This is a genomic window from Streptomyces sp. NPDC058195 (genome assembly GCF_042883525.1).
Lineage (GTDB): Bacteria > Actinomycetota > Actinomycetes > Streptomycetales > Streptomycetaceae > Streptomyces.
The window spans coordinates 21,973-48,093 of record NZ_JBHVVM010000036.1; the positions used below are offsets into that span (position 1 = coordinate 21,973).

Here is a 26,121-nt window from a genome sequence, read left to right on the forward strand (position 1 = left end):
AGCCATGACCGTCGACACCGTCGATCTCATCGACTCGTACACCGCGGAGGGCGGCGGGAACGAGGAGTACGAGTTTCCCGCCTCCGACGCGCAGAGCCGTCTGCTCGTCCTCGACCAGCTGAATCCGGGCTCGCCGCAGTACAACGTGCCGGTCGCCTTCGCGGTGCGCGGGCCGTTCGACACGGCCGCGTTCGGCCGCGCCCTGGACGCGCTGGTGGCCCGGCACGAAGCGCTGCGGACCGTCTTCCGCACCGCCGAGGACGGCGCCCCCGCGCAGTACGTCTCGGCCGGTGGCCGGGTGCCGTTCACGGTCCGCCGGGATGTTCCCGCCGACCAGGCGGACGCGCTGGTGGGGGCCGAGGCCGCCCTCCCCTTCGACACCGGGGCGGGGCCGCTGCTGCGCTGCACCGTGTTCGCCGTCGACGACGGCAGCCACCGGGTGCTGCTCGTCGCCCATCACCTGGTGTGCGACGGCTGGTCGCTCAACCTGATGCTGGAGGGGCTCTCCGAGGGGTACCGGGAGGAGTCCGCGGGCAGGCCGTACCGTCCGGCCGAGCCGCCGCTCCAGTTCCCCGACTACGCCGCCTGGCAGCGCGAACGTGCCGGGGACGGGGCGTTCGAGGCGTCCGTGGAGCACTGGGTGGAACTGCTGCGCGGCGCCCCCGCCACCACGGAACTGCCGCTGGACCGGCCGCGTCCGCCGGTCCGCACGGCCGCCGGGGGCGCCGAGCGGTTCGTGCTCGGTGCCGGGGTCGGGGAGCGCCTGGCCGAGGTGGCGGCGGCGCAGGGAGCGACCCCGTTCATGACCATGTTCGCCGCGTACGCCGCGTTCCTCTCCCGGCTCTCGGGCGGCGAGGACCTGGTCGTCGGCTATCCGGCGGCGGGGCGTGAGCGGCCCGAACTCCAGGAGATGGTCGGGATGCTGACCAATACCCTGGCGATGCGCGTGGACCTGTCGGGCGACCCGTCCCTGGACGAGCTGACCCGCCGGGTCCGGGCCTCGATGCTGGCGGCGCGGCCGTATCTGGACGCGCCGTTCGAGGCGGTGGTCGACACCCTCGCCCCGGTCCGGGAGACCAGCCACGACCCGGTGGTGCAGGTGGCGCTCAGCTTCGAGGACGACGGCGTGCCGGAGCTGCGGCTGGCCGGGGCGGGCACCGAACGGCTCCCGCTGGCCCTGGACACCGCCAAGTTCGACTTCCATCTGTTCATGGAGCGGTGGGGCGAGGAACTCGCCGCCCAGTTCATCTACCGCAGCGACCTGTTCGACGCCGCGACGGTCCGCCGCTGGACGGTCAACTTCCGTACCCTGCTGGACGGTCTGCTGGCCGACCCGTCGGCGCCGCTGTCCACCGTGGAGCTGGTGCCCGCCGACGAGCGCCGCCGGACGATCGCGGGCGCCGACCGCCTCGCGCAGGCCGCCCCGCCGGACCGCCTGGTGCCCGGCCTGATCGCCGACCGGGCGGCTGAACAGCCCGACGCCACGGCGCTGGTCTTCGGTGACCTCCGCCTCAGTTACGCCGAGCTGCTGTCCCGGGCTGACGCGCTGGCCACCCGGCTGCGCGCCGCCGGGGTGCGTCCGGGCTTCCGGGTCGGTCTGCTCCTGCCCCGCTCGGCCGAACAGGGCATCGCGGCCCTCGCCGTGCTGCGGGCGGGCGGGGCGTACGTCCCACTGGACCAGGCCCACCCGCAGGACCGGCTGCGCCACATGGTCACGGCCTCCGGCACCGGCCTCCTGGTCACCGTCCAGGAGACCGCCGAGCGCGGCGAGAGCCTGGACGTACCGTGCATCCGGGCCGACCGCCCGGCCGGCACCGACCCGCTGCCCCCGGCCGGTCTCCCCGAGGGCCGCACCGTACCGGGCCCCGGGGATCTCGCCTACGTACTGTTCACCTCGGGCTCCACCGGTGTTCCCAAGGGCGTCGCGATCGAGCACCGGGCGCTGCTCAACCTCACCCAGGCGGTCCGGCACTCCTTCCCGGTGAACGCCGACGACCGGGTGCTGCAGTTCGTGTCCTTCGGGTTCGACGTCGCCGTGTCCGACCTCTTCTTCCCCTGGGTCGCCGGTGCCGAACTGCACGTCCCCAAGGAGGACGAGCGGATCGGGGAGGCCCTGCTGGAGCGGCTGCGGGACTCCCGGATCACCTATGTCTTCCTGCCGCCGTCCGCCGCGATGCTGCTGCCCGACCTGACCGGGCAACTGCCCGATCTGCGGACCGTCGCGGTCGGCGGCGAGGCCTGCCCGGCCGAACTGGTGGAGCGGCTCGCCGCACCCGGCCGCCGGATCGTGAACGCGTACGGCCCCAGCGAGGTGACCGTCTACTCCACCACCGGCGACCTCTCCCCCGGCAAGCCCGTGGCGCTCGGCGGGGCGGTGCCCGGCTCCCGGGTCTACGTGCTCGACGAACTGCTGCGGCCGGTCCCCGCCGGGGCCGCCGGCGAGATCTACGTGACCGGTGCCTCGCTGGGGCGGGGGTACATCGGCCGCCCGGCCCTGACCGCCGAACGCTTCGTCGCCGATCCGCACGGCGCGCCCGGCACCCGGATGTACCGCACCGGGGACCTCGGCCGGATCGACGCCCACGGGCTCATCCACTACCTCGGCCGCTCCGACCTCCAGGTCAAGCTGCGCGGTGTACGGGTGGAGCTCGGCGAGATCGAGACCCTGCTGGCGGGCGCGCCCGGCGTGGCCCTGGCCGCGGCCACCGTACGCGGCACGGGCACCGCCCAGCGGCTGGTGGCGTACGTCGTGGGCCGGGACGGCGAGGCTCCGCCGGACGCGGAGCTGCGCGCCCACCTCGCCCGGCGGCTGCCCGGGTCGATGGTGCCCGAGGTGTTCGTGCGCCTGGACGAGATGCCGCTCAGCAGCAACGGCAAGATCGACCGGGCCCGGCTCCCGGAGCCCGCCACCGTGCGGTGCCTCCCCGACGGCTCGACCAGTGTCGCGGGCACCCCGACCGAGCAGCTGGTGGCCGGGCTGTGGGCCCGCGTCCTCCACGTCGAACTCGTCGCCGTCACCGACCACTTCTTCGACCTGGGCGGCAACTCGATCCGCCTGCTGAGCGTGCTGTCCGCCCTGCGCGAGCGGGGTACGTACGGCGAGCTGAGCCTGGTCGACCTGTTCCGCCACCCCACCGTCAGCTCCCTCGCCGCGTTCCTCGACCGTTCGGCCGTCACCGCCGACGAGACCGCCGCGGGGGCTCCCGTCCCCGCGGCTCCCGCCGACACGGCCGCCGCGCGCGGCGGTGACCGGCACGCACGACGCACCGCCGCCGCCCGCCGTCTCACCTCCCGGAAAGGCTCCACACGATGACCGAGAACGCCAGCGCCGCCGAGCCCCTCGCAGCCGACTCCGCGGTCGCGGTCGTCGGGATGAGCGGCCGGTTCCCCGGCGCACCCGACCTGGACGCCTACTGGGCCAATCTGCTCGACGGGCTCTGCTCGGTCACCGATTTCACCGAGGAGGAGCTGATCGCCGACGGCGCCGACGCGCGGGAGATACGCGGTCGCGACTACGTACCGGCCAAGGGCCACCTCGCGGACGCGGACCGCTTCGACGCGGAGCTGTTCGGCTTCAACCGTACCGAGGCCGCGGCCCTCGACCCCCAGCACCGGCTGCTCCTGGAGACGGCTTGGGCCGCACTGGAGAACGCCGGCCGCAGCCCCCTCGGCGGCACGAGCCGTACCGGGGTGTACGTCGGCGGCGGTCCCACCGAGCACATGCTGGCCGCGCAGACCGATCCGCGGCTCGCCGCGTCGATCGGCGCGCTCCAGGTCCGCATCCTCACCGACCGGGAGTTCCTCGCCCCGTGGATCTCCTACCGGCTGGGCCTGGAGGGCCCGAGCATGACCGTGCAGACGGCCTGCTCGACCTCGCTGACGGCGGTGCACCTCGCGGTGCAGTCGCTGCTGCTCGGCGACTGTGACACGGCGCTGGCCGGGGGCGTGGCCGTGGACGCGGTGCACAAGCGGGGCTATGTCCACCAGCAGGGCGGGATCTACTCGCCGGACGGCCGCTGCCGCCCCTTCGACGAGCGGGCCGGTGGCACCGTCCCGGGCAACGGGGTGGGCGTCGTCGTACTGCGACGGCTCTGCGACGCGCTCGCCGACGGCGATCCGGTCCGGGCGGTCATCCGGGGCAGCGCCGTCACCAACGACGGGGCGACCAAGGTGGGGTTCACCGCACCCGGCGTGGACCAGCAGACCGCTGCCGTCGTGGAGGCGTGGACGGCCGCCGGGCTCGACCCGGCCGACGCCCAGTACCTGGAGGCGCACGGCACGGCCACCGCGCTCGGTGACCGGATCGAGGCGGCGGCGGCGACCGCGGCGTTCAAGGGGGCGCTCGGCACGGGGCGGATCGGGATCGGCTCGGTGAAGTCGAACATCGGGCACCTGGACGCGGCGGCGGGCGTCGCCGCGCTGATCAAGTCGGTGCTCATGCTGGAGCGGGCGACCCTGGTGCCCAACGCCGACCCCGGCCGCCCGCACCCCGAGCTCGGCTTCGACGACTCCCCCTTCCACCTGATCGGGCGGACGGCCGCCTGGCCGGAGCCGGAGCACGGTCCGCGACGGTCCGGGGTGAGTTCGGTGGGCATCGGCGGCACCAATGTGCACGTGGTCCTGGAGGAGGCGCCGCCGCGGGCCGCCGCCGGGGAGCCGGACGCGCGGGGCGGTGCGGAGGTGCTGCTGCTGTCCGCCCGCACCCGGGAGGACCTGTCCGTGCTGGCCGGACGGCTGGCGAAGGCCCTGCGGGCGCCGGACGCGCCGTCCCTCGCCGACACCGCGTACACCCTGCACCGGGGCCGCGCCCCGCTGGCCGTGCGCGGCTACGTGCGGGCCGGGGACCGGGCCGGGGCGGCGGAGCTGCTGGACGGCCTGGCCGCGGGCGGTCCGGGCGGCCTGGGCGGACCCGACCCGCTGGGCGAGGCGTGGCTGGCCGGAGGGCCGGTGGCGCGGGAGGGCGGCGGCCGTCGGGTCGCGCTGCCCTCGTACCCCTTCGCCGGGGAGAGCCACGGCGCGTACCGGCTCGGCGCGGTGGCGCCGGGCGGGCCGGAGACGGAACAGCGCGACCCCTCCGCCGGCCTGGAGCAGGGGGTACGCGCGCTGCTCGCCGAGGCGCTGGGGCTGGGTCCGGCGGACGCCGACGACCCGGAGATGACGTACTTCGCGGCGGGCGGCGATTCACTGACCGCCGTCCACCTGGTCGGCTGCCTCCGGGACGACTTCGGTCTCGACGTTCCCATCACGCTGTTCCTGGAGCAGCTGACCCTGCACGAGATGGCCCGGCAGATCATCGCGACCGGCGAGGGGGACAACTCCCTGGACGCCCTGCTCTCGGAGTTCGAGGCGGAGTGAGAGCGTCGCGCACGACGGGCCCGGCCCCGACCCGAAAGGGGGTCGGGGCCGGGCCCGTCGTGCGGTGCGGGATGTCAGGCGCCGGTGGAGACCGTCCGGCCGGGCACCTGCGCGGAGATCAGTTCCGCCACATACGTGAGATGGTCGTTGACGAAGAAGTGACCGCCGGTCAGCACGTGCCGCTCGAAGGCCCCTTCGGTCTCCCGCTCCCACGCCTGCGCGCCCTCAAGGGTGACCCGTGGGTCGTTGTCACCGGTCAGCGCGAAGACCGGGCAGCTCAGCGGCGGCCCGGGGACGTGGACGCGGGCGGACAGCATGGCGTAGTCGGCGCGCAGCGGCGGCAGCGACAGCTGAAGGATCTCCGGATGCATCAGCAGCTCGTCGTCCGTGCCGGACAACAGCCGCATCTCCCCGATCAGATCCTCGTCGCTGGCGGGGCTGGGCAGCCGTACGCGGCGGGGCAGCGAGGGTGCCTCGCTGCCCGAGACGAACAGGGCCGCCGGCTCGCGCCCCATGGCAGCGAGCCGCCGCGCGGTCTCGTGTGCCAGGAGCGCTCCCATGCTGTGCCCGAACAGGAACAGCGGCCTGTCCCCGCTCACCGGGATCGAGGGCAGGACCGCGTCCACGACATCGCCGAGCCGTTCGGTGAACGGCTCGGCGATGCGGTCGTGCCGCCCGGGGTACTGCACGACCAGTCCTTCCGCCGACCCCGCGAGAGCGGCCGTCAGCGCGTGATAGCCACTGGCCGAACCACCCGCGTGCGGAAAGCACACCAGCTGCGCTCCGGCTTCGGGGGCTGGGTGGAAGCACCGTATCCAGTTGTTCACGACATCCCTTCTCTCGTGCTCTCGTCCGGTCCATGACCGGACGAATAGGTCTGTCTCCGCTCAGCCTTCGGCAGCGATCCAGCTCTCCAGCTGTTCCCGGGTGGTCGCCGGGTCCGCGACGAGAACGGCGAGTTCGTTGTCGCGGGGCTCCAGTGTCGTGAGGGCAGGACAGCGGTGGCAGGCCTCGACACCGGCCTGGTTCCACCACTTGCAGTGCGGGCGGAGGTGGCACCGTGGTACAGCGGCCGGACCGGGCTGGGCCGGTACGGTCCTGATCCGTTCGATCAGCCCGCAGGCCTCGCCGACCCGGTTCGCGCAGTCCGACACGCAGTGCGAGGCGAACCGGAGCACCCGGTTGGGGGCGATCCCCTCCGGAATGCTACCGAGAACATCGGCGGCGGGGACCGGTTCGGCCAGGTAGACAACCTGATCGTGTTCCCCGGAACGTACGCCGAGGACAACGGTCTCCGGGCGGCTGGCATCACCGCTCGGGCACCACCTGAGGGGTTCTTCGTGCCCGTCGGGGGCGTGGTCCGCAGTGCTGTCCACGGTGCTCACCTCCCTTTCGTCAGCAGAGGCCGCGGACGTCCGACGGCACGTTGGTCACCATGCCGCCGATGACCCCGTTGGTGACGGCGCCACGCTCCTGCTCGGCCGCGACCGCCTGGGCGAGGGACTGGGCGAGCTGCTCCTGGCTGGTGATCCGGTCCGGCCGCTCGGCGGCAGCGGCACCACTGGTGCCGCTGACCGTGACGAGACCGGCGACGAGGGCGGCGGCCGCTGCGGCCGTACGGATGTTGTTGTTCATACCTGTCCTCCATGGCGTCGGTACGTGCGTGCAAGAAACGACCGTAGGGGCCGACGCCATGCGGCAACCGGCAGAACCGGCGGCGGTTTCCGGTGCTCTGCCCACCGATTACTGTTGCCGTCATGGCGTCGAGCGTGCAGCACAAGCGAATCCGCAAATCCCCGTCGGACCGGCGTGCGGAGATCGTCGAGGCGGCGGCGGCCATCGCCCTGACCGAGGGGCTGGAGTGCGTCACACTGCGGCGGATCGCTGAGGAACTGGGCGTCCGTCCCGGTCTCATCGGCCACTACTTCCCCGCGGTCGAGGAGCTCGTCGCCGAGGCCTTCGGCACGGCGGCCAGCGGGGAACTGGACACGCTGCTGCCCGCGGAACGGACGGGTGAGCGGCCGACGGAGCGGCTGAAGCGGTTCTTCGCGCTCGCGACGGGGCCCGCGTACGACGACGTCAGCCGGCTGTGGATCAACGCCCGGCACCTGAGCCGCTACCGCCCCGTGCTGCGCGACCGGGTCGGCCGGCAGGAGGCCCTGTGGCGCGGGCGGCTGGAAGAGGTGATCCGTGACGGGGCCGAGAGCGGCGAGTTCCGCACCGCCGACCCGTATGTGGCGACCATGCGGATCCTGGTCGTCATCGACGGACTCGGCGCGCACGCCAACACCCCGGCCGATGAGCGCCCCGAGGCGGTCACGGGCATGGCGGTCCGCACGGCGGAGCGGGAACTCGGCCTGGCGAGCGGCGTGCTCGGGTCCTGACTTCGGCGGCTCCCCCGCGCGGAAGGCGGGCTTGCCGGTGCGGGCCCTGGGCTCCCGGCAGGAGCGAGCCGATGACGCGTGAGGTGACCGGTCGTCCGGCCGGTCCGCCGGGGCGAAGGGTCTCAGCCGATCGGCAGGGCGGCTGCCCGCCGGGCCGCCGAGGCGCTGCGCGGCAAGGAGTCGGCGGCCCGCCAACCGGTGTCGCGGACGCCAGCGGGCGGCTGGCGCAGTGGATGCGGCCGGATTTCGAGTGCTTCGAGGAGTTCGTGGCCGGGCTGCGGCAGGACTCCGGTCCGCGCCCTGTGCCGGTGATGCCGGGGGCTGTGCGCGGCGGTTCCCGGTGACGCCGCCCGCACGGAGCACGTGGGGGCGGTGACCTGCGGGTCGGCGCACCGTCACCATCGGACGAAACCGGCTCACGGAGCAGTTCGTCCACCGCCCGCGGCCCCTGCGGGGCCGGGGCGGGGAGGCCGGCCTGCCCCCTGCGCACAGCACTGCCCCCTGTTGTGGACCGCGCGATGCCGCAAAGGTGGCGCACCGGCGTCTTTCAGTCTCCCTGTGCCTTTGTCCCGCCAACGGCGCGTGCCGACCGGCACGATGCTCAGGTACCGCACCGCACCCGAGCGTGAGGGAGAACCCGCAACGTGCCCGCGTTCAGGATCGGACACCGCCAGTACCGCACCAAGGGCGCGGCCGGTGACGCGATCCGAGAGATCCGCGACCGCTACCCCGTAGGCTCGGCAGTCGATCAGGTCGAGGACCACAAGCTGCTCCGCGACCTCATCGACCTCCACGAGCACGCCGCCGAAAAGATCGGATGCGGCATCGAAGCGTTCGTCATCGACCGGCCCCTCCGCGGCAGGCACTCGGGGTTCAGAATCATCCGTACCGACGGAACCGAGATTGACTTTTCGTACCTGGCCTGTTTGTCTCCACCCCACCATCGCCAGCAGGTTCTCAACGCGATGCGTGCTGAAATCACCGAGAACGTCAGCGCCTACTTCGCCTCACGGGCCGCGGGGAATTCGTTGCGCTCCGATCTGTCGGGCACCCCGCTTGATTCCTCCGACGCCCACGTCAGCTACTTCCGGGGACCGGCATTCGTCGACATCGCCACCTGGTTCGCCGACGAGATCGGCGGCTGGGAATCCGTGGATCTGACCTCGTCGAGGGACGCTGGCGCCGGAAAGTTCAGGGACCGTTCCCTGGCTGAGCGGTGGACCCGTCACCACGGAAAACACGCGGTGCTCGGTCTGCTGACTCCGCAGGAGAACCTGCGGCGTACGCACTGAGCGGGCGCGGGGCCGGCTGCGAAACCGCGCGGTCCGAGGTGCGGCACCGTGCCGGAACGGTCGTGCCGGTCCTCTGACAGAACGCCTTCCCGCATACCACGTACTCCCCGCCTTTTTCTGGATCCGCCAGTACCCGGCGCGCTTGGCGCGGTCCCGGCCCGAACCGTCGAATCCGTGCGCCCATGTGCGTGCCGCCCACGTTTCTTTCCGCTGGCCTGTTTCCGCTCTGGCGATCGACCGCCCACACTGTGATGATCGAATTTCAATCGAGACGCAGCGGCATTCGGTGACCACCGTCAAGGCCCACTTCACACCCGGCCTTTTCGATAAGCACCCCGCTGCCACACGTGCCGGATTACCTTGCTCCGGCCTTTCGGAGGGATTCCGCCCATGACCGACGCAGTACGCCCCGTTCCGCAGCCGGCCACCGACCTCACCCGGTATCTGAACTCGACCGTGGAAATTCCCGCCCCGGATTCGGATTCCGAGCGGTTATTCGCCGCCCAGCGGCAGATCGCCGCTCTGCCCGCCGACTTCACCGTCGACAGGGAGAACAGCGAGATCCCGGCCTGGTCCCTGAAGCCGTACGAGTTCCTGACCGGGGACGCCCCCGACACCGTCAACCCGAGTCTGTGGCGCAACGCCCAGCTGAACATGAACACCGGCCTCTACGAGGTTGTGGAGAACGCGGTCTACCAGGTCCGGGGCATGGATCTGTCCAACATCTCCTTCCTGGAGGACCCCACCGGAAACTCCCGGGAGATCGTGGTCGTCGACCCCCTCATCAGCGAGGAGACCGCCGCCGCGGCACTGAAGCTCTACCGCGTGCACCGGGGCGAGGACCGTGTCATCCGCGCGGTGATCTTCACCCACTCCCACGTCGACCACTACGCCGGTGTGCTGGGCCTGTGGGAGGACCGGGTCTGCCCCGGGGACGTCCAGATCATCGCCCCGGACGGCTTCCTGGAACACGCCGTCAGCGAGAACGTCTACGCGGGCAACGCCATGCTGCGCCGCGCCCAGTTCATGTACGGCAACGCCCTGGAGCGCTCCCCGCAGGGCCAGGTGGACGCCGGCCTGGGCAAGACCACCTCCATGGGCACCTCAGGTCTGCTCGCCCCGACCCGCACCATCACCACGGATGACGCCGTCCGCGGCAAGCCGGTCAAGGTGGGGCCGCTCAGCATCGAGTTCCAGCTGACGCCCGGCACCGAGGCCCCGGCCGAGCTGAACTTCTACCTGCCCGATGTACGCACGGTGTGCATGGCCGAGAACGCCACCCCCACCCTGCACAACCTCTACAGCCTGCGGGGCGCCCAGGTCCGGGACGCCAAGGCGTGGTCGGAGTACCTGCGTCAGTCCGTCGAGTGGTTCGCGGACCGCTCCGACACCCTCTTCGCCTCCCACTTCTGGCCGCGCTGGAACACCGCCGAGGCCCCGGACACGATCCGCACCTTCCTGACGTCCCAGGCGGACCAGTACCGGTACCTGCACGACCAGTCGCTGCGACTGGCGAACCACGGCAGCACCATGACCGAGATCGCCGAGGAACTCGACGGGGCCATGCCGGACTCCCTGACCGGCAAGTGGTTCAACCGGGGCTACTACGGCACCGTCAATCACGATGCCAAGGCGGTCTACCAGCGCTACCTCGGCTGGTACGACGGCAACGCCGCCCACCTGCACACCCTTCCGCCGGAGCAGTCCGGGGCCCGGTACGTGGACGCCTTCGGCGGGGCCGACGTGGTGGTCGCGATCGCCCAGAGCACCTTCGACAACGCCAAGAGCCAACAGGACTACCGGTTCGCGGCCGAACTGCTCACCCACGTGGTCTTCTCGGACCCCACGAACACCGAGGCGCGCGGCCTTCAGGCGAATATCCTCGAACAGCTCGGATACCAGGCCGAGAGCGGCCCGTGGCGGAACTTCTACCTGGCCGCCGCCAACGAACTGCGCGTGCGCCCCGCCGACGGCGTGGTCGGCCTTCCCTCGCCCGACATCATCACCGCCCCCGTGCTGGCGGCCATGCCACTGGACATGCTCTTCGACTACCTCGGCATCCGCCTCAACGGCCCCAAGGCCGCCGAGGTGCCGGTCGCCGTCGGTTTCCACATCACCGGGGGCATCGCGGGCGACCCGAGCGCCTACACCCTCCAGGTACGCAACGGTGTACTCGTCCAGTTCCCGAACACTCTTGACGCGGTGCAGACGGACGCCCTCTACACCATCACCCGGGAGGGCCTGAACGAACTGGCCGTCTCCGCCGCCACCCCCGAGGATCTGCTGAACTCCGGCGATCTCACCGTGGAATCCGGTGGCCTGGCACCGCTCAACGCCCTCAACGAACTTCTCGACACCTTCGGTTACTGGTTCGGCCTCACGACCCCCTGACATGCGTGAGGCCGTGGTTCCGGGCCGCCCGCGCGGCCCGGAACCACGGTCCCCGGTGCGTCCGTTCCCGCCCGACGCGGGGCCGGATGGCCGAATGCGCCGAGGTCGCGGTGGCTGAGCAGGCGGAGCAGGGGGTGGGGCTGGACGTGGACATCGCCATGCCTCGAAGCCGGTTCCGTATCCGAATCAGCCAGGCGGGCTCCGGCCCTCGGCTCGATCGAGCCCGGCGTTCACTCCTGGACGCGCTCCGCACGGCTGCGCGGCGGTCCCGGCGGGCCGGTACGGAAGGACCGCCCTCGCGTCGGGGTGCCACCGTGGTTGCCGTGCACGGACACCCGTGCGGGGTCGGCGCGGCCGGTCGCGTTCGCGGCGCGGCGCGCCAGGAGTCAGCGGGTGAGCGCGGCCCGGGGCGCTCGGCGCGGCGGGCGGCCCCGGCGGAGACCGGGTTGCCGGGGCGAGGCGCCGCGGTGGGCCCCGGTTCAGTCCAGCCGGTCGTACGCGCCCGGCTCCCAGTCGGCGAACAGTGTCAGCGCCTCCGTCGTCTCGGTGCGTTCCGGCGCCGTGGGGGTGGCTGGCCACCAGTTCTCCACATGCTGCGCGTCCACGAGAACGAAGTCCCGGTATCCGTCGAAGTCGCCGGGGTCGTCTGCCACGCCGATGCGGACGGGCGCGTCGTCGGGCAGGCCTTGGAGCGCGCCGCGTAGCTGCGCGACATTCCAGACCTGCGGGGTGTGCTCGAAGACGTCAGTCATGAGCACAGAGTGCCGGACCAGACCCCGCTCCTGGCGGAGACACGGCTACGGGCCGGTCCAGAGCACCGATCCGGGGCATGGCCACGGCGCCCGAGCGGCGCGGGCCCGGCCGCGGGCTGGCGGTCACCGCCAGGCATGCCGCGGGTGAAGGACGCACGCGTGGAGAGCCAGAGATCCCGCAGCACCCGTGTCCCCCGTCATTGCGGCTGCCAGCGCCCTGCCGGGACAATCCCGAAGCTGCGCTGATCAGCGCAGTCCACCATGGGCAAGACCGGGGGAATCCGTGAACCGACCGCTGCTGTTCCTCGATGTGGACGGGCCGCTCAACCCCTATGCGGCCCAGCCGGAGAGACGTCCCGTCGGCTACACCACACTCAGAGTTCCCCGGAACGACGCCCATGAGGACGGCAGGGGCCTGTCCTCCCGGCGGCGCCCCCTACGTGTCTGGCTCAACCCAGAACACGGACGCTTCCTGCTCCAGCTTGGCTTCGAGCTGTGCTGGGCCACCACCTGGATGGACCACGCCAACCGGTGGATCGCACCCGTCCTCGGCCTTCCGGACCTTCCCTTCGTCGACTTCGGCGATGTCCTGCTCCAAGAACGCCCTGATGGAGTCCACTGGAAGACCGGGCCGTTGGTGGACTACGCGGGCGGCCGTCCTTTCGCCTGGGTGGACGACGAGCAGAGCGAGCTGGATCAGACCTACGTGACCGCCCGCCATCGAGGGATCGGACTCCTGCACCACGTCAACCCGCGGATCGGCCTGAAGGAGAACGACTTCCGCGCGCTCGCCGCCTTCGCCCGGTCCCTGGACACCTCACGAACCGCCGGCTGAGCACCCCGCCAGCGCGCAGGCCGTTCCGTGCCCGGAACCAAGACCTGCCAGTCCGGGGGCCCACGTACGAGGACTCGTTCGGGCTCCGAGGCTGAAGAACACGTGAGCTCTTGTCAGCACCGAGCCATGGCACAGCGCGGTCCGGCACGGAAGCTGTGGCAGAACCGCTGGACGCGGGCCAAGCCGGAAAGTCTGACGGATGCGGGGCGCTGACCTCTTCGGGACCGGTCCCGCGGCGCCGCGATCACCTGGCCATCGAGCTCAGTACGGTCGCCGGGCATCGTCCATGAGCCGGCTCTCCCAGGCCCAGGCCGCGATCTCGACCCGGTTGCGGACCTGAAGCTTGTTCTGGATCGTCGCCAGGTGACTCTTGACCGTGCTCAGCGAGATGAACAGCTCGGCGGCGATCTCCTGGTTGGTGCGGCCTCTCCCGATGGCCCGGATCACTTCCCTCTCCCGCTCCGAGAGTGGCTGCTTCGGCCCCGGCACGGCCGCTCCCCGGGCCGGCACGAGGGTGCGCAGCAGCCGCAGCGTGACCGACGGAGAGATGAGGGCGTCGCCCGCACGCGCCGCGCGGACCGCCTCGACCAGCAGGGCCGGACCGGCGTCCTTGAGGACGAAGCCGACCGCCCCGGCGTGCAGCGCGCCGTAGACGTACTCGTCAAGGTCGAAGGTGGTGACGATGACCACCCTCAGAGGGTCCGGCACGCCCGGCCCGGCCAGGGCGCGGGTGACCTCGATGCCGTCCAGCAGCGGCATACGGATGTCGATCAGGCAGACATCGGGGCGCAGCCGCCGGGCGAGATGGACCGCTGCGGCGCCGTCGGCGGCCTCGCCGACCACGGTGATGTCCTCCTGATCCTCCAGGATGAGCTTCAGACCGCCGCGGATCATCGCCTGGTCGTCGGCCAGCATGACCTTGATCGTCACCGGCCCTCCTTCAGGGGCACCGGCACCTCGGCGCGCACCGACCAGCCGGCTCCGGGTCCGGGCCCCGCGGTCAGGGTGCCCCCGAGCGCCTCGACCCGCTCACGCATGCCGATCAGGCCGAACCCGCCCTTCGGCAGGTGCCGGGCATGAGCGGCAGGTGCGTCGTCGGTGATCCTTATGGTGACGCCGGCCGGGTCCTGGGCGATGTCGACGGTGGCCAAGCGGGCGTGCGAGGCATGCCGGGCGATGTTCGTCAGGGACTCCTGGACGATCCGGAAGACGGTGGTGGCGACCTCGGGCGGCCAGGACGCCTGGTCCTCGGGCAGCCGCAGTTCCACGTCCGGTCCGTGCCCCTCGAACCGCCGGACGATCTCGGCCAGTTGCTCTGGTCCCGGCGTGGCGGGAGAAGTCGTCGCCGCGTCGTCGGTATCGCGCAGCAGGCCGACCACGCGGCGCATCGCTGCCAGCGCCTCGCTGCCGGCCTCTTCGATGCCTGCCACGGCTTGGTCCAGCTTCTCGGGCTGCCGCTTGCCCACGATCCGCGCGGCCTGGGCCTGCACGACGATGCCCGTGACGTGGTGGGCGACCACATCATGCAGTTCCCTGGCCAGGGCCAAGCGCTCGTCGCGCCGGACGGCCTCGGTGGCCATCCGGCGGCGGTAGTCCAGGAAACGCAGGCCGAGACCGGTCCCGAGGGCGAGGATCCAGACATCCGTACCGACCCGGAACGGAGTGCTGGGAGCGTCTGTGGTCAGTCGGCCGACGGCCATCAGCGCGAACCCGGCGGCCGCGACGGCTGTCGCCTGCCAGCGGGGCAGCGCCCGGATCGCGGAGCCGCCGAGCACCAGCAGCGCCAGTACCGCGCCGGGGCCCGGCTCGCCGGGCAGGTGCGTGAGCCGGGCGACGAGACCGGCGCCACCCGCGAGGGCCAGGCCGACGGCCGCCGCCCAGCCCCGGTGCCGGGCACGCCCGAGAGCGACCAGGCACACGGCGAGACCGACGCCGGTGTCGAAGATCCAGGGGCGGCCCTGGCTCATGTACTGAACGGCCATGAACAACAGCACCGCGGCGAACAAGACCCCCAGCGCCGCGTTGACTGCGGCCGTCGGCCCCCAGGCCGGTCGAAGTGCGGAATTCACCGAATTCACGCTACGCGATCACCCACGGACCGCCGTACCGGCCGAAAGTACGAGCCGGAGTGTCCTTTCGGCCGGGACGAAGGCCGACGCCTCCTCAGCATGCTGAGGACATGGCTGATCTCCTCTCTCCCGCTCCCCACGTCCTCGCCGTCTCGGCGCTGGCCGAGAAGACCACGCGGAGTCCTCTGCTGTACGCCTGGTGGGCCCTCAACCTGATCGTCCTCGCCGGGGTTGTCTGCGCCGTCCACCGGGGGGTCAAGAAGTGGCGCGCCAGCCGAGAGGCGGGCGGCTGACCGGGCCGTCCGCCCCCAGGCCGCGAGATCCACGGCCCCACCACGTCCCACCCCTTCTCCACCTCGATCGAGGAACACATGACACCCGTACTGGAAGCCGTGAAGCTGGGCAAGCGCTACGGCCGCCACCAGGCGCTGAGCGACTGCGACCTGAACATCCCCCAGGGCCGCGTGATCGGCCTGGTCGGTCCCAACGGCGCCGGGAAGTCGACGCTGCTCAACATGTCCTGCGGGCTGACCCGGCCCACCTCGGGCACGATCCGCGTGCTGGGCGCTGAGCCCGCCGCAGGTCCGGCCCACCTGGCGAGGGTCGGCTTCGTCGCACAGGACACACCGGTGTACGCCGATCTGTCGGTCGCGGACCACTTGCGCATGGGCGCCAAGCTGAACCCTCGTTGGGACGGGTCGCTCGCGCAGCGGCGGATCGCCCAGATCGGACTGGACCCCAAGCACAAGGCGGGCCGTCTCTCCGGAGGCCAGCGCGCCCAGCTCGCCCTGACCGTCGCGGCGGCCAAGCGGCCGGAGCTGCTGATCTTCGACGAGCCCGCCGCCGCACTCGACCCGCTGGCCCGCGCGGGCTTCCTGGACAACCTGATGGAGTTCGTCACCGACCTGGGGGCCAGTGCCGTCCTCTCCTCGCACGCGCTCCCCGATGTGGAGCGGGTCTGCGACTACCTGATCGTGCTGTCCGGCTCCCGGATCCAGGTGGCTGGCGATGTGTCCGAACTGCTGGCCGACCACCACCGGCTCGTCGGAGGCCGCCAGCGCATCGGTGAGCTTCCGGCGGACGTGGAGGTGATCCGTGTCGAACACGCCCCGCGGGAGAGCACGGCGATCGTGCGCGCGGATCAGCGGCGGTTCGCCGACGGCGCCTGGAGCGTGGAGACCCCCGATCTGGAGGAACTGGTCCTGGCCTATATGACCCGGGCGAACGAGGCCGCCGCCCAGCCCGCCCCGACGGTCACGGGGGCACAGCGATGATCTGGCTGACCTGGCGCCAGTTCCGTGTTCAGGCGCTGGTGGGCTTCGCTGCCCTCCTGCTGCTCGGGATCTGTCTGGTGATCCTCGGCCGGCAGATCCACAGCGGCTACGCCGACACGCTCGCGCACTGCACCGGCCGCGGCGGCTGCTCCAGCGCACTGGGCGCCTTCGCCGACAGCTACAGCCTCCAGGTCGACCTCCTCAGCTACCTGCTGCTGGTGGTCCCCGGCGTCATCGGCGTCTTCTGGGGCGCTCCGCTGATCAGTCGTGAACTGGAGGCCGGAACCCACCGGTTGGTGTGGAACCAGAGCATGACCCGCAGCCGGTGGCTGGCGGTCAAGCTGGGGGTGGTCGGCCTGCTGAGCACGGCCGTGGCCGGGCTGTACAGCCTGTTGCTGACCTGGGCCTCAGGCCCGGTCAACACGGTTTTGAACAACCGCTTCGAACCGGTGCTGTTCGCGTCGCGCAACATCGCGCCGCTGGGCTACGCGGCCTTCGCCTTCGCGCTGGGAGCCGCCCTCGGGCTGTTCGTCCGCCGCACCGTACCCGCCATGGGAGCGACCCTGGTGATCTTCGCCGTGCTCCAGATCGTCGTGCCCACCGCGATCCGGCCGCACTATGAGTCCCCGGTCCGTACCTCGGTGCCGCTCACCGCGCAGCTGATCAGCGGCCTGACGAAGATTGGCACGTACGGCGACATCGGCGGGCTGCGGGTGCCCGGCGGGCCCTGGGTGGTGGAGACCTCTGCCATGCTCGATTCCAGGGGCGAGGAGGTCGGCCGCACGGCGTGGTTCCAGGACTGCACCAACAACACGTCGCTGACCGAGATGCCGGGCTGCCTGGCGAAGGGCAACCTCCACGTGGATGTCTCCGAGCAGCCGGCCAGCCGCTACTGGACCTTCCAGTGGCTGGAGACCGCGATCTTCACGGCCCTCGCCGGGATCCTGGCGGTCCTGAGCCTCTGGCGGATTCGCAGCCGCCTCAACTGACGTCGGCGCGGCTGCGGAATCCTCCGCCGCCGGGGCTTTCCTGTCCGGCACTGGCCGGGCTCCGGGACAGCCCCTCACACCCGGGCGGAGGCCGGTTCGCCCTCGGGGATTGCCTGGTCCCGGCCCTGCGGTCCGCAGGGCCGCGTACAGCTCGAACCGGCCGTAGGGGTTCACGTACGTCCGCAACGGCGGGGACCGTGACCGGCCTTCCACGTCGGCGCGGGAGACAGGCCGCTCCGGCTCGGCAAGGACAACGGGTGAGACAGCGACAGCGACAGCGGCCGTGGCCGTGGCCGTGGCCGCTGTCGCTGTCGCTGTCGCTGGAGGGACAGGAAACGCCGTGACCGGGTCGAGTCCCTGCCGTATGCCGCCCGCCAGGTGCTGGACACGGCAGCCGCCACTGGCCGGTCACCGACAGCAGCGACGCACACCGAGGGCTGAGCGGCACGCCGGTGAGCCGCCCCTCCCCCAGTTCGGGCCATCAGGCCCAGGCCGCTCTGGCACCGGCGCTGTGCGCGACGACGGCTCCGCTTTCCGTCACCACCGTGCGGCCGCCCGGGAGAGCGACGCCGCGAAGAGCGCAGAACGGCGGGGACGGTGCGGAGCCGGTCGGCACGGCTGGCCCGGGTGCTGGACATGAGCCGCGATCGCGCAGGCGGGCGACCTGTCTGACGGTCTTCTCCGACATCGTGCGCGCCGGATGCCCCGGCACCCGAGCCGTTCCGGGCACGGACCGCTGCTGTCGGCCTTGCCAGGGAGAGCCGGAGGCAGCAACCGCCCGCGCTCAGGCGGAGCTTGGTGGTGAACCCGCCCCGCGCGTCGGCCGGCCGACCGAGCAGGCCGCCCCGCTCAGCGCCGGTCCGCAACTGCTGCGGAACCCCGTCGATCGCCCTTGCCGGTGATCCCGTCACCTGCCACCACGCCTGTCGCTGACCGGCAGGAACAGCCGCAGCCGTTCCCACTCCGCGTCACTCAGATCCCCCACCCCCGTCTCCCCGTCTCCCCGTCAACAACACGACTACACAGCAGCCACATGATCAGCGAACACGTCCTGGAGGGCGGGGGCGAAGGCGCCGTCAGAGCGCAGGGCCGCCTCGACTCTTCCGCGGAGCAGCTCGTACTCTCCGCGCAGCCGGACGATCTCCGCGGGCCGGACGATCACCTCGCCGCCGACGACAACCTCCTCCGGGGCGAACTGCTCGCGGGTGAGGTCGACTTCGACGCCCATACCCAGCCGGTTCCACCAGTGGTAATCGACGCGCTCACCGTTCACGTGCACCTCGCCGCGGACCAGGTCGCCGCCCAGCAGGTCGTGCACGACGAGCGCGGTGACTCCGCACTGGTCGCGCGCGGGATTGTCCGGCGTCCAGTGCGGGCGGTGGGCCGGGGTCGTGGTGTCCGCGCCCCAGCTGTCGCGAATGGCCCGTTCGAGTGTGCCGAAGCTGTTCAGTGTCATGCCCTTCAGCCTCGCAGACGGCACTGACAGTCCTTCTGACACTCATGCCGGTCCACGCATCTGCCGATGACCGGATGCGGGAAGCCTCACTACCGGAATCACTACGGAAGGACGAGCCAGCATGAACACATCGCGCAATCACGGGGACCACCCGGGGCGCCGGACCGTCGTCGTCGCGGCCGGAGCCGCCTCGGTGGCCGCCGTACTGACCGCCTGCGGAAACACGGAGAAGACGAGCGGTTCAGGTACCGCCGAACCGTCCGCGCACACCGCCGCCGCGACCACTGCCGCCACCGCCACCGCCACCACCGGGTCCGGAACCGTACTGGCGGACACGGCCGAGATTCCCGAGGGCGGCGGCAAGGTCTTCGCCGCCCAGCATGTGGTGGTGACCCAGCCAAAGGCCGGTGAGTTCAAGGCGTTCTCGTCCACCTGCACCCATCAGGGATGCACGGTCTCGCGCGTCGCGGACGGCACCATCGACTGCCCCTGCCACGGCAGCAAGTTCAACGCGTCGACGGGCGCCGTCGTCCACGGCCCCGCGACCAGGCCGCTGCCGGCCAAGCGGATCACCGTCGCGGGCGGCTCGATCGCACTCACTCCCTGACCGGGCCGCCCGGCCAGCAGGCCAGTATGTCGTCGGTGCGGGTGATCGTGGCGACGAGGGCGAGGGTGTTGCGGATCATCGCCGGGGTGTAGTCGGCCGGAACGCCCGCGATGGCGTCGGACGGCACCACGGCCGTGTAGCCGAGGTTCACCGCGTCGAACACGGCGTTGGGGACGGCGACGTTGGCGGAGACGCCGGTGACGACAAGGGTCCGGCAGCCGAGGTTGCGCAGCAGCGCGTCCACGTCCGTACCGGCGAGCGGCGAGAGGCCGTGCAGTCTGCGCACGATCAGATCCTCGGCTGCCACCTCGATCGGCGCGGCCACCCGTACCGCCTCGGTGCCGCTGTGCTGTTGCACCGGCAGACGCCCGGCGGCCCGGAACAGCCGGGCGTTGCCGCTGGCCCCCCGCCCGTCGGGGCGGCGCTCCGCCACGGCGTGCAGCACCTGGACGCCCGCCCGGTGCGCGGCCGCGACCAGCAGGGCGACCCGGTCCAGGGCACCCGACGACCGGGCCTCCTCGGCCAGTTCGGGCAGCGCGCTCCCGGGCCCCACCACCCCCTGCTGGCACTCCACCGTCAGCAGGGCGGTGGTCGCCGGATCGAGCTGTTCTGCGAGCTGGTTCTTCGACGGCACGGCTGCCCCTTCTCCACGGTGGACGGGGCGCGCGAGGCTATCCGCCATTGCGTGATGAGGGAAGAGGCCGCATGATCTCTGACACCTAGTCAGATGATGAGAGGGGATGCCATGGCCGCCATTCAGCGCCGGGGCCGCCGGATCATGATGACGGACGCGGAGCGCGACACGTACCTCGCCGATCAGCGCACCTGCCGCGTGGCCACGGTGGCCGGGGACGGCCGCCCGCACATCGGCGCGCTCTGGTTCACCTGGGACGGGGAGTCGCTCTGGCTGTACTCCATCACCCGCAGTCTGCGCTGGTCCCAGCTGCGGCGCGATCCACGGATAGCGGTGGTCATGGACGACGGGGTGGAGTACGGAGAGCTGCGCGGCATCGAGCTGTCCGGGGAGGCCGTCCCGGTCGGCGAGGCACCGCGCACCGGCGAGCCGTGCGCCGAACTCCTCGTACCGGAAAGGCTGTTCGCGGCCAAGTATTTCGGCATGGACACCATGCCGCACGACGGCCGTCACGCCTGGCTGCGACTGACCCCTCAGGCCATCACCTCCTGGGACTTCCGGAAGCTCTAGGAGTGTCCGGCACCCGAGCGGGGCAAGGAGCCGGACAGCTGGAGCAGGAACGCGGCCTCGTTGTGTCCGGCATCCGAGCGAGGGAGGAAACGGTGTCCGGTGTGTGCGATCGCAAGACGCCGGAGCGCCCTCCCGGCGGAGCCGCGCGGGCGTTTCGGCACCGCAGCGAGCGTGCGCGCCGGACACCGCGACACCGCGGGCATACGCCGGATGCTCCCCAGGGCCTTGGTTCGGGGCCGGGCACAGGTCAGCTGGACTCCGCCTCCCGGCCGGCCAGGCGCAGGGCCGTCACCGCCGCCCTGACCGACGGGCGCCGGTCCGCGTCGGTACGCCACACGGCGTGCACATGGCGCCGCATCCGCTGCCGTACCGGCACGAGCCGCACCCCGTCCGGCACCGGTCCACGGCCGAGCCGTGGCGCCACGCAGACACCCATCCCGGCGGCGATCAGGGCGAGCTGAGTATGGTGCTCACCGGCCAGATGCGGGATGCGCGGTTCGATGCCCTTGGAGCGGAGGGTGAACATCAGCCAGTCGTAGCAGAACTCCCCCTCGGGCCAGGACACCCAGTCGTCGTCCGCGAAGTCCTCCAGGTCCACCTCCTCCCGGCCGGCGAGCCGGTGACCGACCGGCATCGCGATGTCCGGCGGGTCCTCCAGGAGCTCGGCCCTGGTCAGCCCGCCCGGCACCGGAAGCCGCTTGTTGCTCCAGTCCAGCACCACCGCGAGGTCGGTGTCTCCCCTGATCACCGCGCGGATGCCGTCCTCGGGCTCCAGCTCCCTGACGTGCACCCGCAGTTCGGGGTGGTCCCGGCGCAGTGTGGCGAACACGGCGGGGAGAAGTCCGCGCGCCGCGGTAGGGAAGGCGGAGATCCGGATCTCGCCGACCACCTCACCGCGCTGCGCCTCGATGTCCGACTGGGCCAGCTCCACCTGGGAGAGAATCCGGGCAGCGTGGTCGGCGAGCAGCCGGCCGGCGTCGGTGAGCCTGACTCCGCGGCCGTTCCTGGCCAGCAGCTGCTGGCCCACCTCTCGCTCCAGCTTGGCCATCTGCTGGGAGACCGCCGATGTGGTCACGTGCAGCCCCGTGGCCGCGCCGCTCACCGAGCCGTGCCGCGCCAGTGCGTCCAGGGTGCGTAGCCGCTCCAGGTTCAACATATAAGGAATGCTACGCAGAGCTGCGCACGAACTCTCGCTTGTCCTACGCCGTCTCGCTCGCCATGGTTGACCCATGAGCGTCACCAGAACCGGGGCCACACCCCCGGCCCGGCCGTCCGCAGGCCCCTCCGCCCCGTCTCCCTCCGCTCCCCCTTCCGTCCGTTCGCCCCGGGCGCTGGACTGGCGGATCCGGTTCGGGGCGCTCTCGCTGATCTGGGGCTTCAGCTTCCTCCTGATCAAGGTCGGCACCGAGGGGTACGCCCCGTTCCAGGTCACCCTCGGCCGCCTGCTGTTCGGTACGGCGGTGCTGGCCGTCGCGATGGTGGTCCGGCGCGAGCGGCTGCCCCGGGGCGCCCGCACCTGGGCGCATCTGGCCGTGGCGGCGTTCTTCCTGAACGCGCTGCCGTTCTCGCTCTTCGCCTACGCCGAACTGACCGTTCCCTCGACGCTGGCCGGCATCTGCAACGCGACCTCGCCGTTGTGGGGTATGGCACTGTCGCTTGTCGCGCTCTCCGAGGACCGGCCGACCCGACGCCGGGTCGCCGGACTCGGGCTCGGTTTTCTCGGCGTGCTGACCGTTCTCGGCGCCTGGCAGGGCTTCTCCGGTCTGGACGTCGGAGGTACGGCGATGGCGCTGCTGGCCTCCCTCAGTTATCCGGTCGGCTGGATCTACGTCCGCAGAACGCTGGCGGACAGCAGCTCGTCGACGCTGTCACTCACCGGCAGCCAGCTCCTGCTCGGCACGGTACAACTCGCCGCGGTGACACCGCTGTTCACCTCGTCACCCACGAGCTTCCCGCTGCTCCCCACCCTGGCCGTGGTGGCCCTCGGGGCCCTCGGGACCGGGTTCGCGGTTCTGGTCCAGTACGGCCTGGTGGCGGAGGTCGGGCCGACGACCGCACAGATGGTCACCTACTTCATCCCGGTCATCGCGACCGCCGCCGGGGTTCTCGTGCTCGGCGAACGGCTGAGCTGGAACACCCCTGTCGGCGCCCTGGTGGTCCTGGCAGGAGCGGCGCTCACCCAGAGCAGATCCCGGCCCCCGCACCGCACCGCCCGGCGCGCCGGGGCCAGGGCAGACGGCCGGGCCGGGACGGAAGCCGGGGCCGGGGGTCACCCGTAGGACAGCGGTCTCACCGGCCCCACCGCCGCCGCCACCGCATCCGCCAGCGGCCCGATGTCGGCCTCGGTGAGCGAGGAGACCGTGAGCCGGACGCCCTGGGGCGCGGCCATCCGGAACCGCGCACCGGGCGCCACCGCCCAGCCGGAGTGCATCAGCCGCGCCACCGCTCCGGTCTCGTCGGTGACCGGAACCCAGACGTTCATCCCGCTGCGCCCGTGAGCCGCCACGCCCCGCTCCGCCAGCGCCCGCACCAGGCCGTCGCGCCGCATCGCGTACGCCCGCGCCACCTCCACCGGGTCAACGGCGCCCGCACGCCACAGGTGCACCACCGTCCGTTGCAGCAGTCGGCTGACCCAGCCCGGACCCAGCCGGTGCCGCCCGGCGACCCGGTCCAGCGTGACCGGGTCGCCGGTCAGCAGGGCGACCCGGAGGTCCGGCCCGTACGCCTTGGCCACCGACCGCACGAAGGCCCAGCGGTCGGTGGCACCGGCCAGCGGGTGGAGCGGCAGATCGACGATGCCGTGTCCGTGGTCGTCCTCGATGAGCAGGACCCCACGATGCCCGGCGAAAACGGCCCTCAGCTCGACCGCGCGACCGGCGCCGATCGCCGCCCCGGTCGGATTCTGCGCGCGGTCGGTGACCACGAGCGCGCGGGCACCGGCCCGCAGCGCCCGCTCGACGGCGTCGGGCACCGGACCTTCGTCGTCCACCGCGACGGGCACCGGGCGCAGGCCCAGGGCCGGGACGAGATCCAGCATGCTGCCCCACCCGGGGTCCTCGACCGCCACCGCGTCCCCGGGTCTGAGGTGGGCAGCCAGCACACGCTCGATCGCGTCCAGCGACCCGGAGGCCGCGACCACGGCGCCGGGCGCCACACCGTCCGCGTCCAGCGCGGCGCGGGCGAGCGCGGCGAACTCCGGGTCCACCGGAGGCTGTCCGTACATCCCGGGCTCCCGGTCGTACTCCGCCGCGACCGCCGCGAACACCTCACCCAGCGCGGGCAGCAGGGCCGGATCAGGGTTGCCCGCCCCCAGATCCCGCACCCCCTCAGGCGCGTCGACCCGCAGCGAACCGCGTGCCGTGCTCGCGGGGCGCGGCCGTACCCGGCTGCCACGGCGCCCGGCCGTCTCGATCACCCCGCGCTCCCGCAGGATGCGATAGGCGGCCGACACGGTGTTGGGATTCACGCCCAACCGCTCGGCCAGCTCTCGTATCGGAGGCAGCACTTGGCCGGGTTCGAGCGCACCGGACCCGACCCCGCTCTCCACGCTGGCGGCGATTTCCGATGCGCGCCGCCCCACAATCAGATACTCTCCTAGCACAAACAAGATTATGCACTAGTGCAATGGAGTACGCAATGCCGGACACCTCCTCACCGCAGACCGCAGCCCCGGAGGCCGCTGCATACGAGCCGACCGAGCGCACGGTCCCGACCCGCTCCCGCGAGCGCGCGGCCTACGACCACGAGATGGTCCACGCGATACTCGACGAGGCCTACGTCTGCCACCTCGGATTCGTCCGCGACGGTGCGCCCGTCGTCCTGCCGACGCTCTTCGGCCGCGTCGGCGACCGGCTCTACGTGCATGGCTCGACGGGCTCCCGGCCGCTGCGCGAAGCGGGCCGGACCGACCCCGGACTCCCCGTGTGCCTGACGGTGACGCACGTCGACGGCCTGGTTCTGGCCCGCTCGGCCTTCCACCACTCGGTCAACTACCGCTCCGTGGTGGTCCACGGCATCGCAAGAACGGTGACCGACCGGGAGGAGCGGCGCATGGCCCTCGACGCCATCGTCGACCATGTGGTGCCGGGCCGGTCCGCCGACTCACGGCCGGCCGACGAGAAGGAACTGGCCGCCACGGCGGTCATCCGGCTGGACCTGCGGGAGGTGTCCGCCAAGCTCCGCACGGGCGGGCCCAACGACGAAGCCCGCGACCTCGCGCTCCCCCACTGGGCGGGTGTCGTCCCGCTGGCCCGTGGATACGCAGAGCCGCTCCCCGCGGACGATCTCGACCCCGCGATCGCGGTGCCGGACTACGTCACGGCGCTCTGAGCGGACAACGGCAACCGCCCGCCGCTCCGGATCACCGGGCAGCGGGCAGCGGGCAGCGGGCAGCGGGCGGCGGGGCCACGAGCGGCAGTCACCCCACGGTGCGACCCGCGGAGAGTTCCCCTCCGGCAAGCACAGCGGCCTCACCAGCCCCGGCGCCCGACGCGACGGGGCCCGAGGGCGTCCGCGGTGTCGACGACTGGGCGATGAAGGCACCGGACAGCACGATGGCACCGCCGAGGAGCTGGGGGGCCGACAGGTGCTCACCGAGCATCACCCAGGCGAGCACGGTGGCGATGACCGCCTCCAGGCAGGCGACCACGCCCGCCACGGCCGGAGACAGCAGCCGCACCGAGATCACCCCGGTGACGTACGCGATCACGGTGGCCAGCAGCACGATCCAGCCGAGCAGCAACCAGGCCGGAACGCCACGGCCGTCCATGCTGGCGGTACCGGCCAGCAGCGACCAGTCCATGCCCCAGGGCCGGGCGACCACGGTGAGCACCAGCGCGCCAGTCAGCAGCCCGTAGGAGATGACGCCCACCGGGTGCGGCGGCTCCTCGCCCTCCGCCCGGTCGCCGCTCCCCTGGTCCGACAGGACGAAGTAGCCGACCTGGCAGCAGGCGGCTCCGAGCGCGAGCAGCAGCCCCACCGCGTCGAAGCTCAGCCCGGACCAGACCTCGACCACGCACGCCAGTCCGCCCACCGCGAGCACCACCCCGGCCGCGGCCCGCCGGGTCACCGGCCTGCGCTGGACGAACCGGACCCAGCCGAGCACCAGCGCGGGCGCCAGATACTCGACCAGCAGCGCGACCCCGACCGGGACGCGGGAGATCGCCGCGAAGTAGAAGGCCTGCACACCCGCGACGGCGAGCAGCCCGAAGCCGAGCAGCAGGAAGGGGCGGCTGCGCACCAGGCCCCTGTGGCGCCAGGCCACCGGCAGCATGACGAGCGCCGCACCTGTCACGCGCAGCCACACCACATGGAGCGGGTCGAGCCCCGCCTCGATCAGCGGCTTGGCCGCCACTCCCGAACCGCCGAATGCGAACGCCGAGACCAGGGCTAGTCCCAGGCTGGCGCTTCTCCCCTGAGACGCGTGCATCGGCCCATCATGACAGCCGGGGTCAGCAGCGCCACCCCGGTCACCCCTGACATGAGCGCAGCGGACCATGATGTTCCGCTCCCGC

Annotated in this window: 24 protein-coding genes; 13 read left to right on the plus strand and 11 right to left on the minus strand. The window is 72.1% G+C overall.

Annotated features, from left to right (window positions below; genetic code table 11):
* The first annotated feature begins 4 nt into the window (after positions 1–4).
* Together ACFVWY_RS31490 and ACFVWY_RS31495 are read left to right on the plus strand one after the other, a co-directional pair.
* The gene (locus ACFVWY_RS31490; protein ID WP_389878313.1) at positions 5–3,313 is read left to right on the plus strand and encodes an amino acid adenylation domain-containing protein; all 3,309 of its coding nucleotides are present in this window, start codon (positions 5–7) and stop codon (positions 3,311–3,313) included.
* Positions 3,310–5,355, plus strand: a complete 2,046-nt coding sequence (locus tag ACFVWY_RS31495) for a beta-ketoacyl synthase N-terminal-like domain-containing protein (protein ID WP_389878314.1) — start codon at positions 3,310–3,312, stop codon at positions 5,353–5,355. The genes ACFVWY_RS31490 and ACFVWY_RS31495 overlap by 4 nt, the downstream gene beginning before the upstream one ends.
* 74 nt (positions 5,356–5,429) lie before the next feature.
* On the opposite strand, the gene ACFVWY_RS31500 is transcribed toward ACFVWY_RS31495, so the two are convergent.
* From ACFVWY_RS31500 to ACFVWY_RS31510, 3 genes are read right to left on the minus strand one after another with little or no spacing between them, the layout of a single operon-like run.
* A complete protein-coding gene (locus ACFVWY_RS31500; protein ID WP_389878315.1) occupies positions 5,430–6,182 on the minus strand; it encodes a thioesterase II family protein in 753 nt (250 codons plus the stop codon).
* Between the two features lie 60 nt (positions 6,183–6,242).
* On the minus strand, positions 6,243–6,731 hold the full coding sequence (locus ACFVWY_RS31505) for a hypothetical protein (RefSeq protein ID WP_389878316.1): 489 nt from the start codon (positions 6,729–6,731) through the stop codon (positions 6,243–6,245).
* 19 nt (positions 6,732–6,750) lie between these two features.
* A complete protein-coding gene (locus ACFVWY_RS31510; protein ID WP_389878317.1) occupies positions 6,751–6,990 on the minus strand; it encodes a hypothetical protein in 240 nt (79 codons plus the stop codon).
* Positions 6,991–7,112: 122 nt separating this feature from the next.
* Here ACFVWY_RS31510 and ACFVWY_RS31515 point away from each other — a divergent pair, with 122 nt between their 5' ends.
* The 3 genes from ACFVWY_RS31515 to ACFVWY_RS31525 all read left to right on the plus strand — a co-directional run bounded on the left by ACFVWY_RS31515 (position 7,113) and on the right by ACFVWY_RS31525 (position 11,422).
* On the plus strand, positions 7,113–7,739 hold the full coding sequence (locus tag ACFVWY_RS31515; RefSeq protein ID WP_389878318.1) for a TetR/AcrR family transcriptional regulator: 627 nt from the start codon (positions 7,113–7,115) through the stop codon (positions 7,737–7,739).
* Positions 7,740–8,383: 644 nt separating this feature from the next.
* Positions 8,384–9,031, plus strand: a complete 648-nt coding sequence (locus ACFVWY_RS31520) for a DCL family protein (protein ID WP_389878319.1) — start codon at positions 8,384–8,386, stop codon at positions 9,029–9,031.
* A gap of 390 nt (positions 9,032–9,421) precedes the next feature.
* Positions 9,422–11,422, plus strand: a complete 2,001-nt coding sequence (locus ACFVWY_RS31525) for an alkyl/aryl-sulfatase (protein WP_389878320.1) — start codon at positions 9,422–9,424, stop codon at positions 11,420–11,422.
* 479 nt (positions 11,423–11,901) lie between these two features.
* Here ACFVWY_RS31525 and ACFVWY_RS31530 read toward each other — a convergent pair whose 3' ends face one another.
* A complete protein-coding gene (locus ACFVWY_RS31530) occupies positions 11,902–12,174 on the minus strand; it encodes a DUF6225 family protein (protein ID WP_389878321.1) in 273 nt (90 codons plus the stop codon).
* Positions 12,175–12,457: 283 nt separating this feature from the next.
* Between ACFVWY_RS31530 and ACFVWY_RS31535 the strand changes: the two genes are divergently transcribed.
* Entirely contained in the window at positions 12,458–13,009 is a 552-nt protein-coding gene (locus tag ACFVWY_RS31535; protein ID WP_389878322.1) for a hypothetical protein, read from the plus strand.
* Between the two features lie 261 nt (positions 13,010–13,270).
* Here the strand turns inward: ACFVWY_RS31535 and ACFVWY_RS31540 are convergent, their stop codons facing one another.
* Together ACFVWY_RS31540 and ACFVWY_RS31545 are read right to left on the minus strand one after the other, a co-directional pair.
* The gene (locus tag ACFVWY_RS31540) at positions 13,271–13,924 is read right to left on the minus strand and encodes a response regulator (protein ID WP_389878360.1); all 654 of its coding nucleotides are present in this window, start codon (positions 13,922–13,924) and stop codon (positions 13,271–13,273) included.
* Positions 13,925–13,935: 11 nt separating this feature from the next.
* Positions 13,936–15,078 (minus strand): sensor histidine kinase, encoded by a 1,143-nt coding sequence (locus ACFVWY_RS31545; protein WP_389878323.1) that lies wholly within the window; start codon positions 15,076–15,078, stop codon positions 13,936–13,938.
* 110 nt (positions 15,079–15,188) lie between these two features.
* Between ACFVWY_RS31545 and ACFVWY_RS31550 the strand changes: the two genes are divergently transcribed.
* From ACFVWY_RS31550 to ACFVWY_RS31560, 3 genes are all read left to right on the plus strand, one after another.
* Positions 15,189–15,371, plus strand: a complete 183-nt coding sequence (locus ACFVWY_RS31550; RefSeq protein ID WP_389878324.1) for a hypothetical protein — start codon at positions 15,189–15,191, stop codon at positions 15,369–15,371.
* 78 nt (positions 15,372–15,449) lie between these two features.
* Positions 15,450–16,352, plus strand: a complete 903-nt coding sequence (locus ACFVWY_RS31555; RefSeq protein WP_389878325.1) for an ABC transporter ATP-binding protein — start codon at positions 15,450–15,452, stop codon at positions 16,350–16,352.
* Positions 16,349–17,341 (plus strand): ABC transporter permease subunit, encoded by a 993-nt coding sequence (locus tag ACFVWY_RS31560; RefSeq protein WP_389878326.1) that lies wholly within the window; start codon positions 16,349–16,351, stop codon positions 17,339–17,341. Before ACFVWY_RS31555 ends, ACFVWY_RS31560 begins: the two co-directional genes overlap by 4 nt.
* A gap of 1,018 nt (positions 17,342–18,359) precedes the next feature.
* On the opposite strand, the gene ACFVWY_RS31565 is transcribed toward ACFVWY_RS31560, so the two are convergent.
* The gene (locus ACFVWY_RS31565) at positions 18,360–18,797 is read right to left on the minus strand and encodes a hypothetical protein (RefSeq protein ID WP_389878327.1); all 438 of its coding nucleotides are present in this window, start codon (positions 18,795–18,797) and stop codon (positions 18,360–18,362) included.
* Positions 18,798–18,918: 121 nt separating this feature from the next.
* Here ACFVWY_RS31565 and ACFVWY_RS31570 point away from each other — a divergent pair, with 121 nt between their 5' ends.
* On the plus strand, positions 18,919–19,404 hold the full coding sequence (locus ACFVWY_RS31570; protein WP_389878328.1) for a Rieske (2Fe-2S) protein: 486 nt from the start codon (positions 18,919–18,921) through the stop codon (positions 19,402–19,404).
* On the opposite strand, the gene ACFVWY_RS31575 is transcribed toward ACFVWY_RS31570, so the two are convergent.
* Positions 19,394–20,038, minus strand: a complete 645-nt coding sequence (locus ACFVWY_RS31575; RefSeq protein ID WP_389878329.1) for a cysteine hydrolase — start codon at positions 20,036–20,038, stop codon at positions 19,394–19,396. The genes ACFVWY_RS31570 and ACFVWY_RS31575 overlap by 11 nt on opposite strands.
* Positions 20,039–20,149: 111 nt before the next feature.
* On the opposite strand from ACFVWY_RS31575, the gene ACFVWY_RS31580 reads away from it, so the two are divergent.
* Entirely contained in the window at positions 20,150–20,608 is a 459-nt protein-coding gene (locus ACFVWY_RS31580) for a pyridoxamine 5'-phosphate oxidase family protein (protein WP_389878330.1), read from the plus strand.
* A gap of 247 nt (positions 20,609–20,855) precedes the next feature.
* On the opposite strand, the gene ACFVWY_RS31585 is transcribed toward ACFVWY_RS31580, so the two are convergent.
* On the minus strand, positions 20,856–21,764 hold the full coding sequence (locus tag ACFVWY_RS31585; protein WP_389878331.1) for a LysR family transcriptional regulator: 909 nt from the start codon (positions 21,762–21,764) through the stop codon (positions 20,856–20,858).
* A gap of 73 nt (positions 21,765–21,837) precedes the next feature.
* On the opposite strand from ACFVWY_RS31585, the gene ACFVWY_RS31590 reads away from it, so the two are divergent.
* The gene (locus ACFVWY_RS31590; RefSeq protein WP_389878332.1) at positions 21,838–22,887 is read left to right on the plus strand and encodes a DMT family transporter; all 1,050 of its coding nucleotides are present in this window, start codon (positions 21,838–21,840) and stop codon (positions 22,885–22,887) included.
* Here ACFVWY_RS31590 and ACFVWY_RS31595 read toward each other — a convergent pair.
* A complete protein-coding gene (locus tag ACFVWY_RS31595; protein ID WP_389878333.1) occupies positions 22,878–24,209 on the minus strand; it encodes an aminotransferase class I/II-fold pyridoxal phosphate-dependent enzyme in 1,332 nt (443 codons plus the stop codon). The genes ACFVWY_RS31590 and ACFVWY_RS31595 overlap by 10 nt on opposite strands.
* Before the next feature lie 35 nt (positions 24,210–24,244).
* Here ACFVWY_RS31595 and ACFVWY_RS31600 point away from each other — a divergent pair, with 35 nt between their 5' ends.
* Positions 24,245–24,937, plus strand: coding sequence for a pyridoxamine 5'-phosphate oxidase family protein (locus tag ACFVWY_RS31600; protein WP_389878361.1), 693 nt, complete (start codon positions 24,245–24,247; stop codon positions 24,935–24,937).
* 88 nt (positions 24,938–25,025) lie between these two features.
* Here the strand turns inward: ACFVWY_RS31600 and ACFVWY_RS31605 are convergent, their stop codons facing one another.
* Positions 25,026–26,036, minus strand: a complete 1,011-nt coding sequence (locus ACFVWY_RS31605; protein WP_389878334.1) for a DMT family transporter — start codon at positions 26,034–26,036, stop codon at positions 25,026–25,028.
* Positions 26,037–26,121 lie beyond the last annotated feature (85 nt).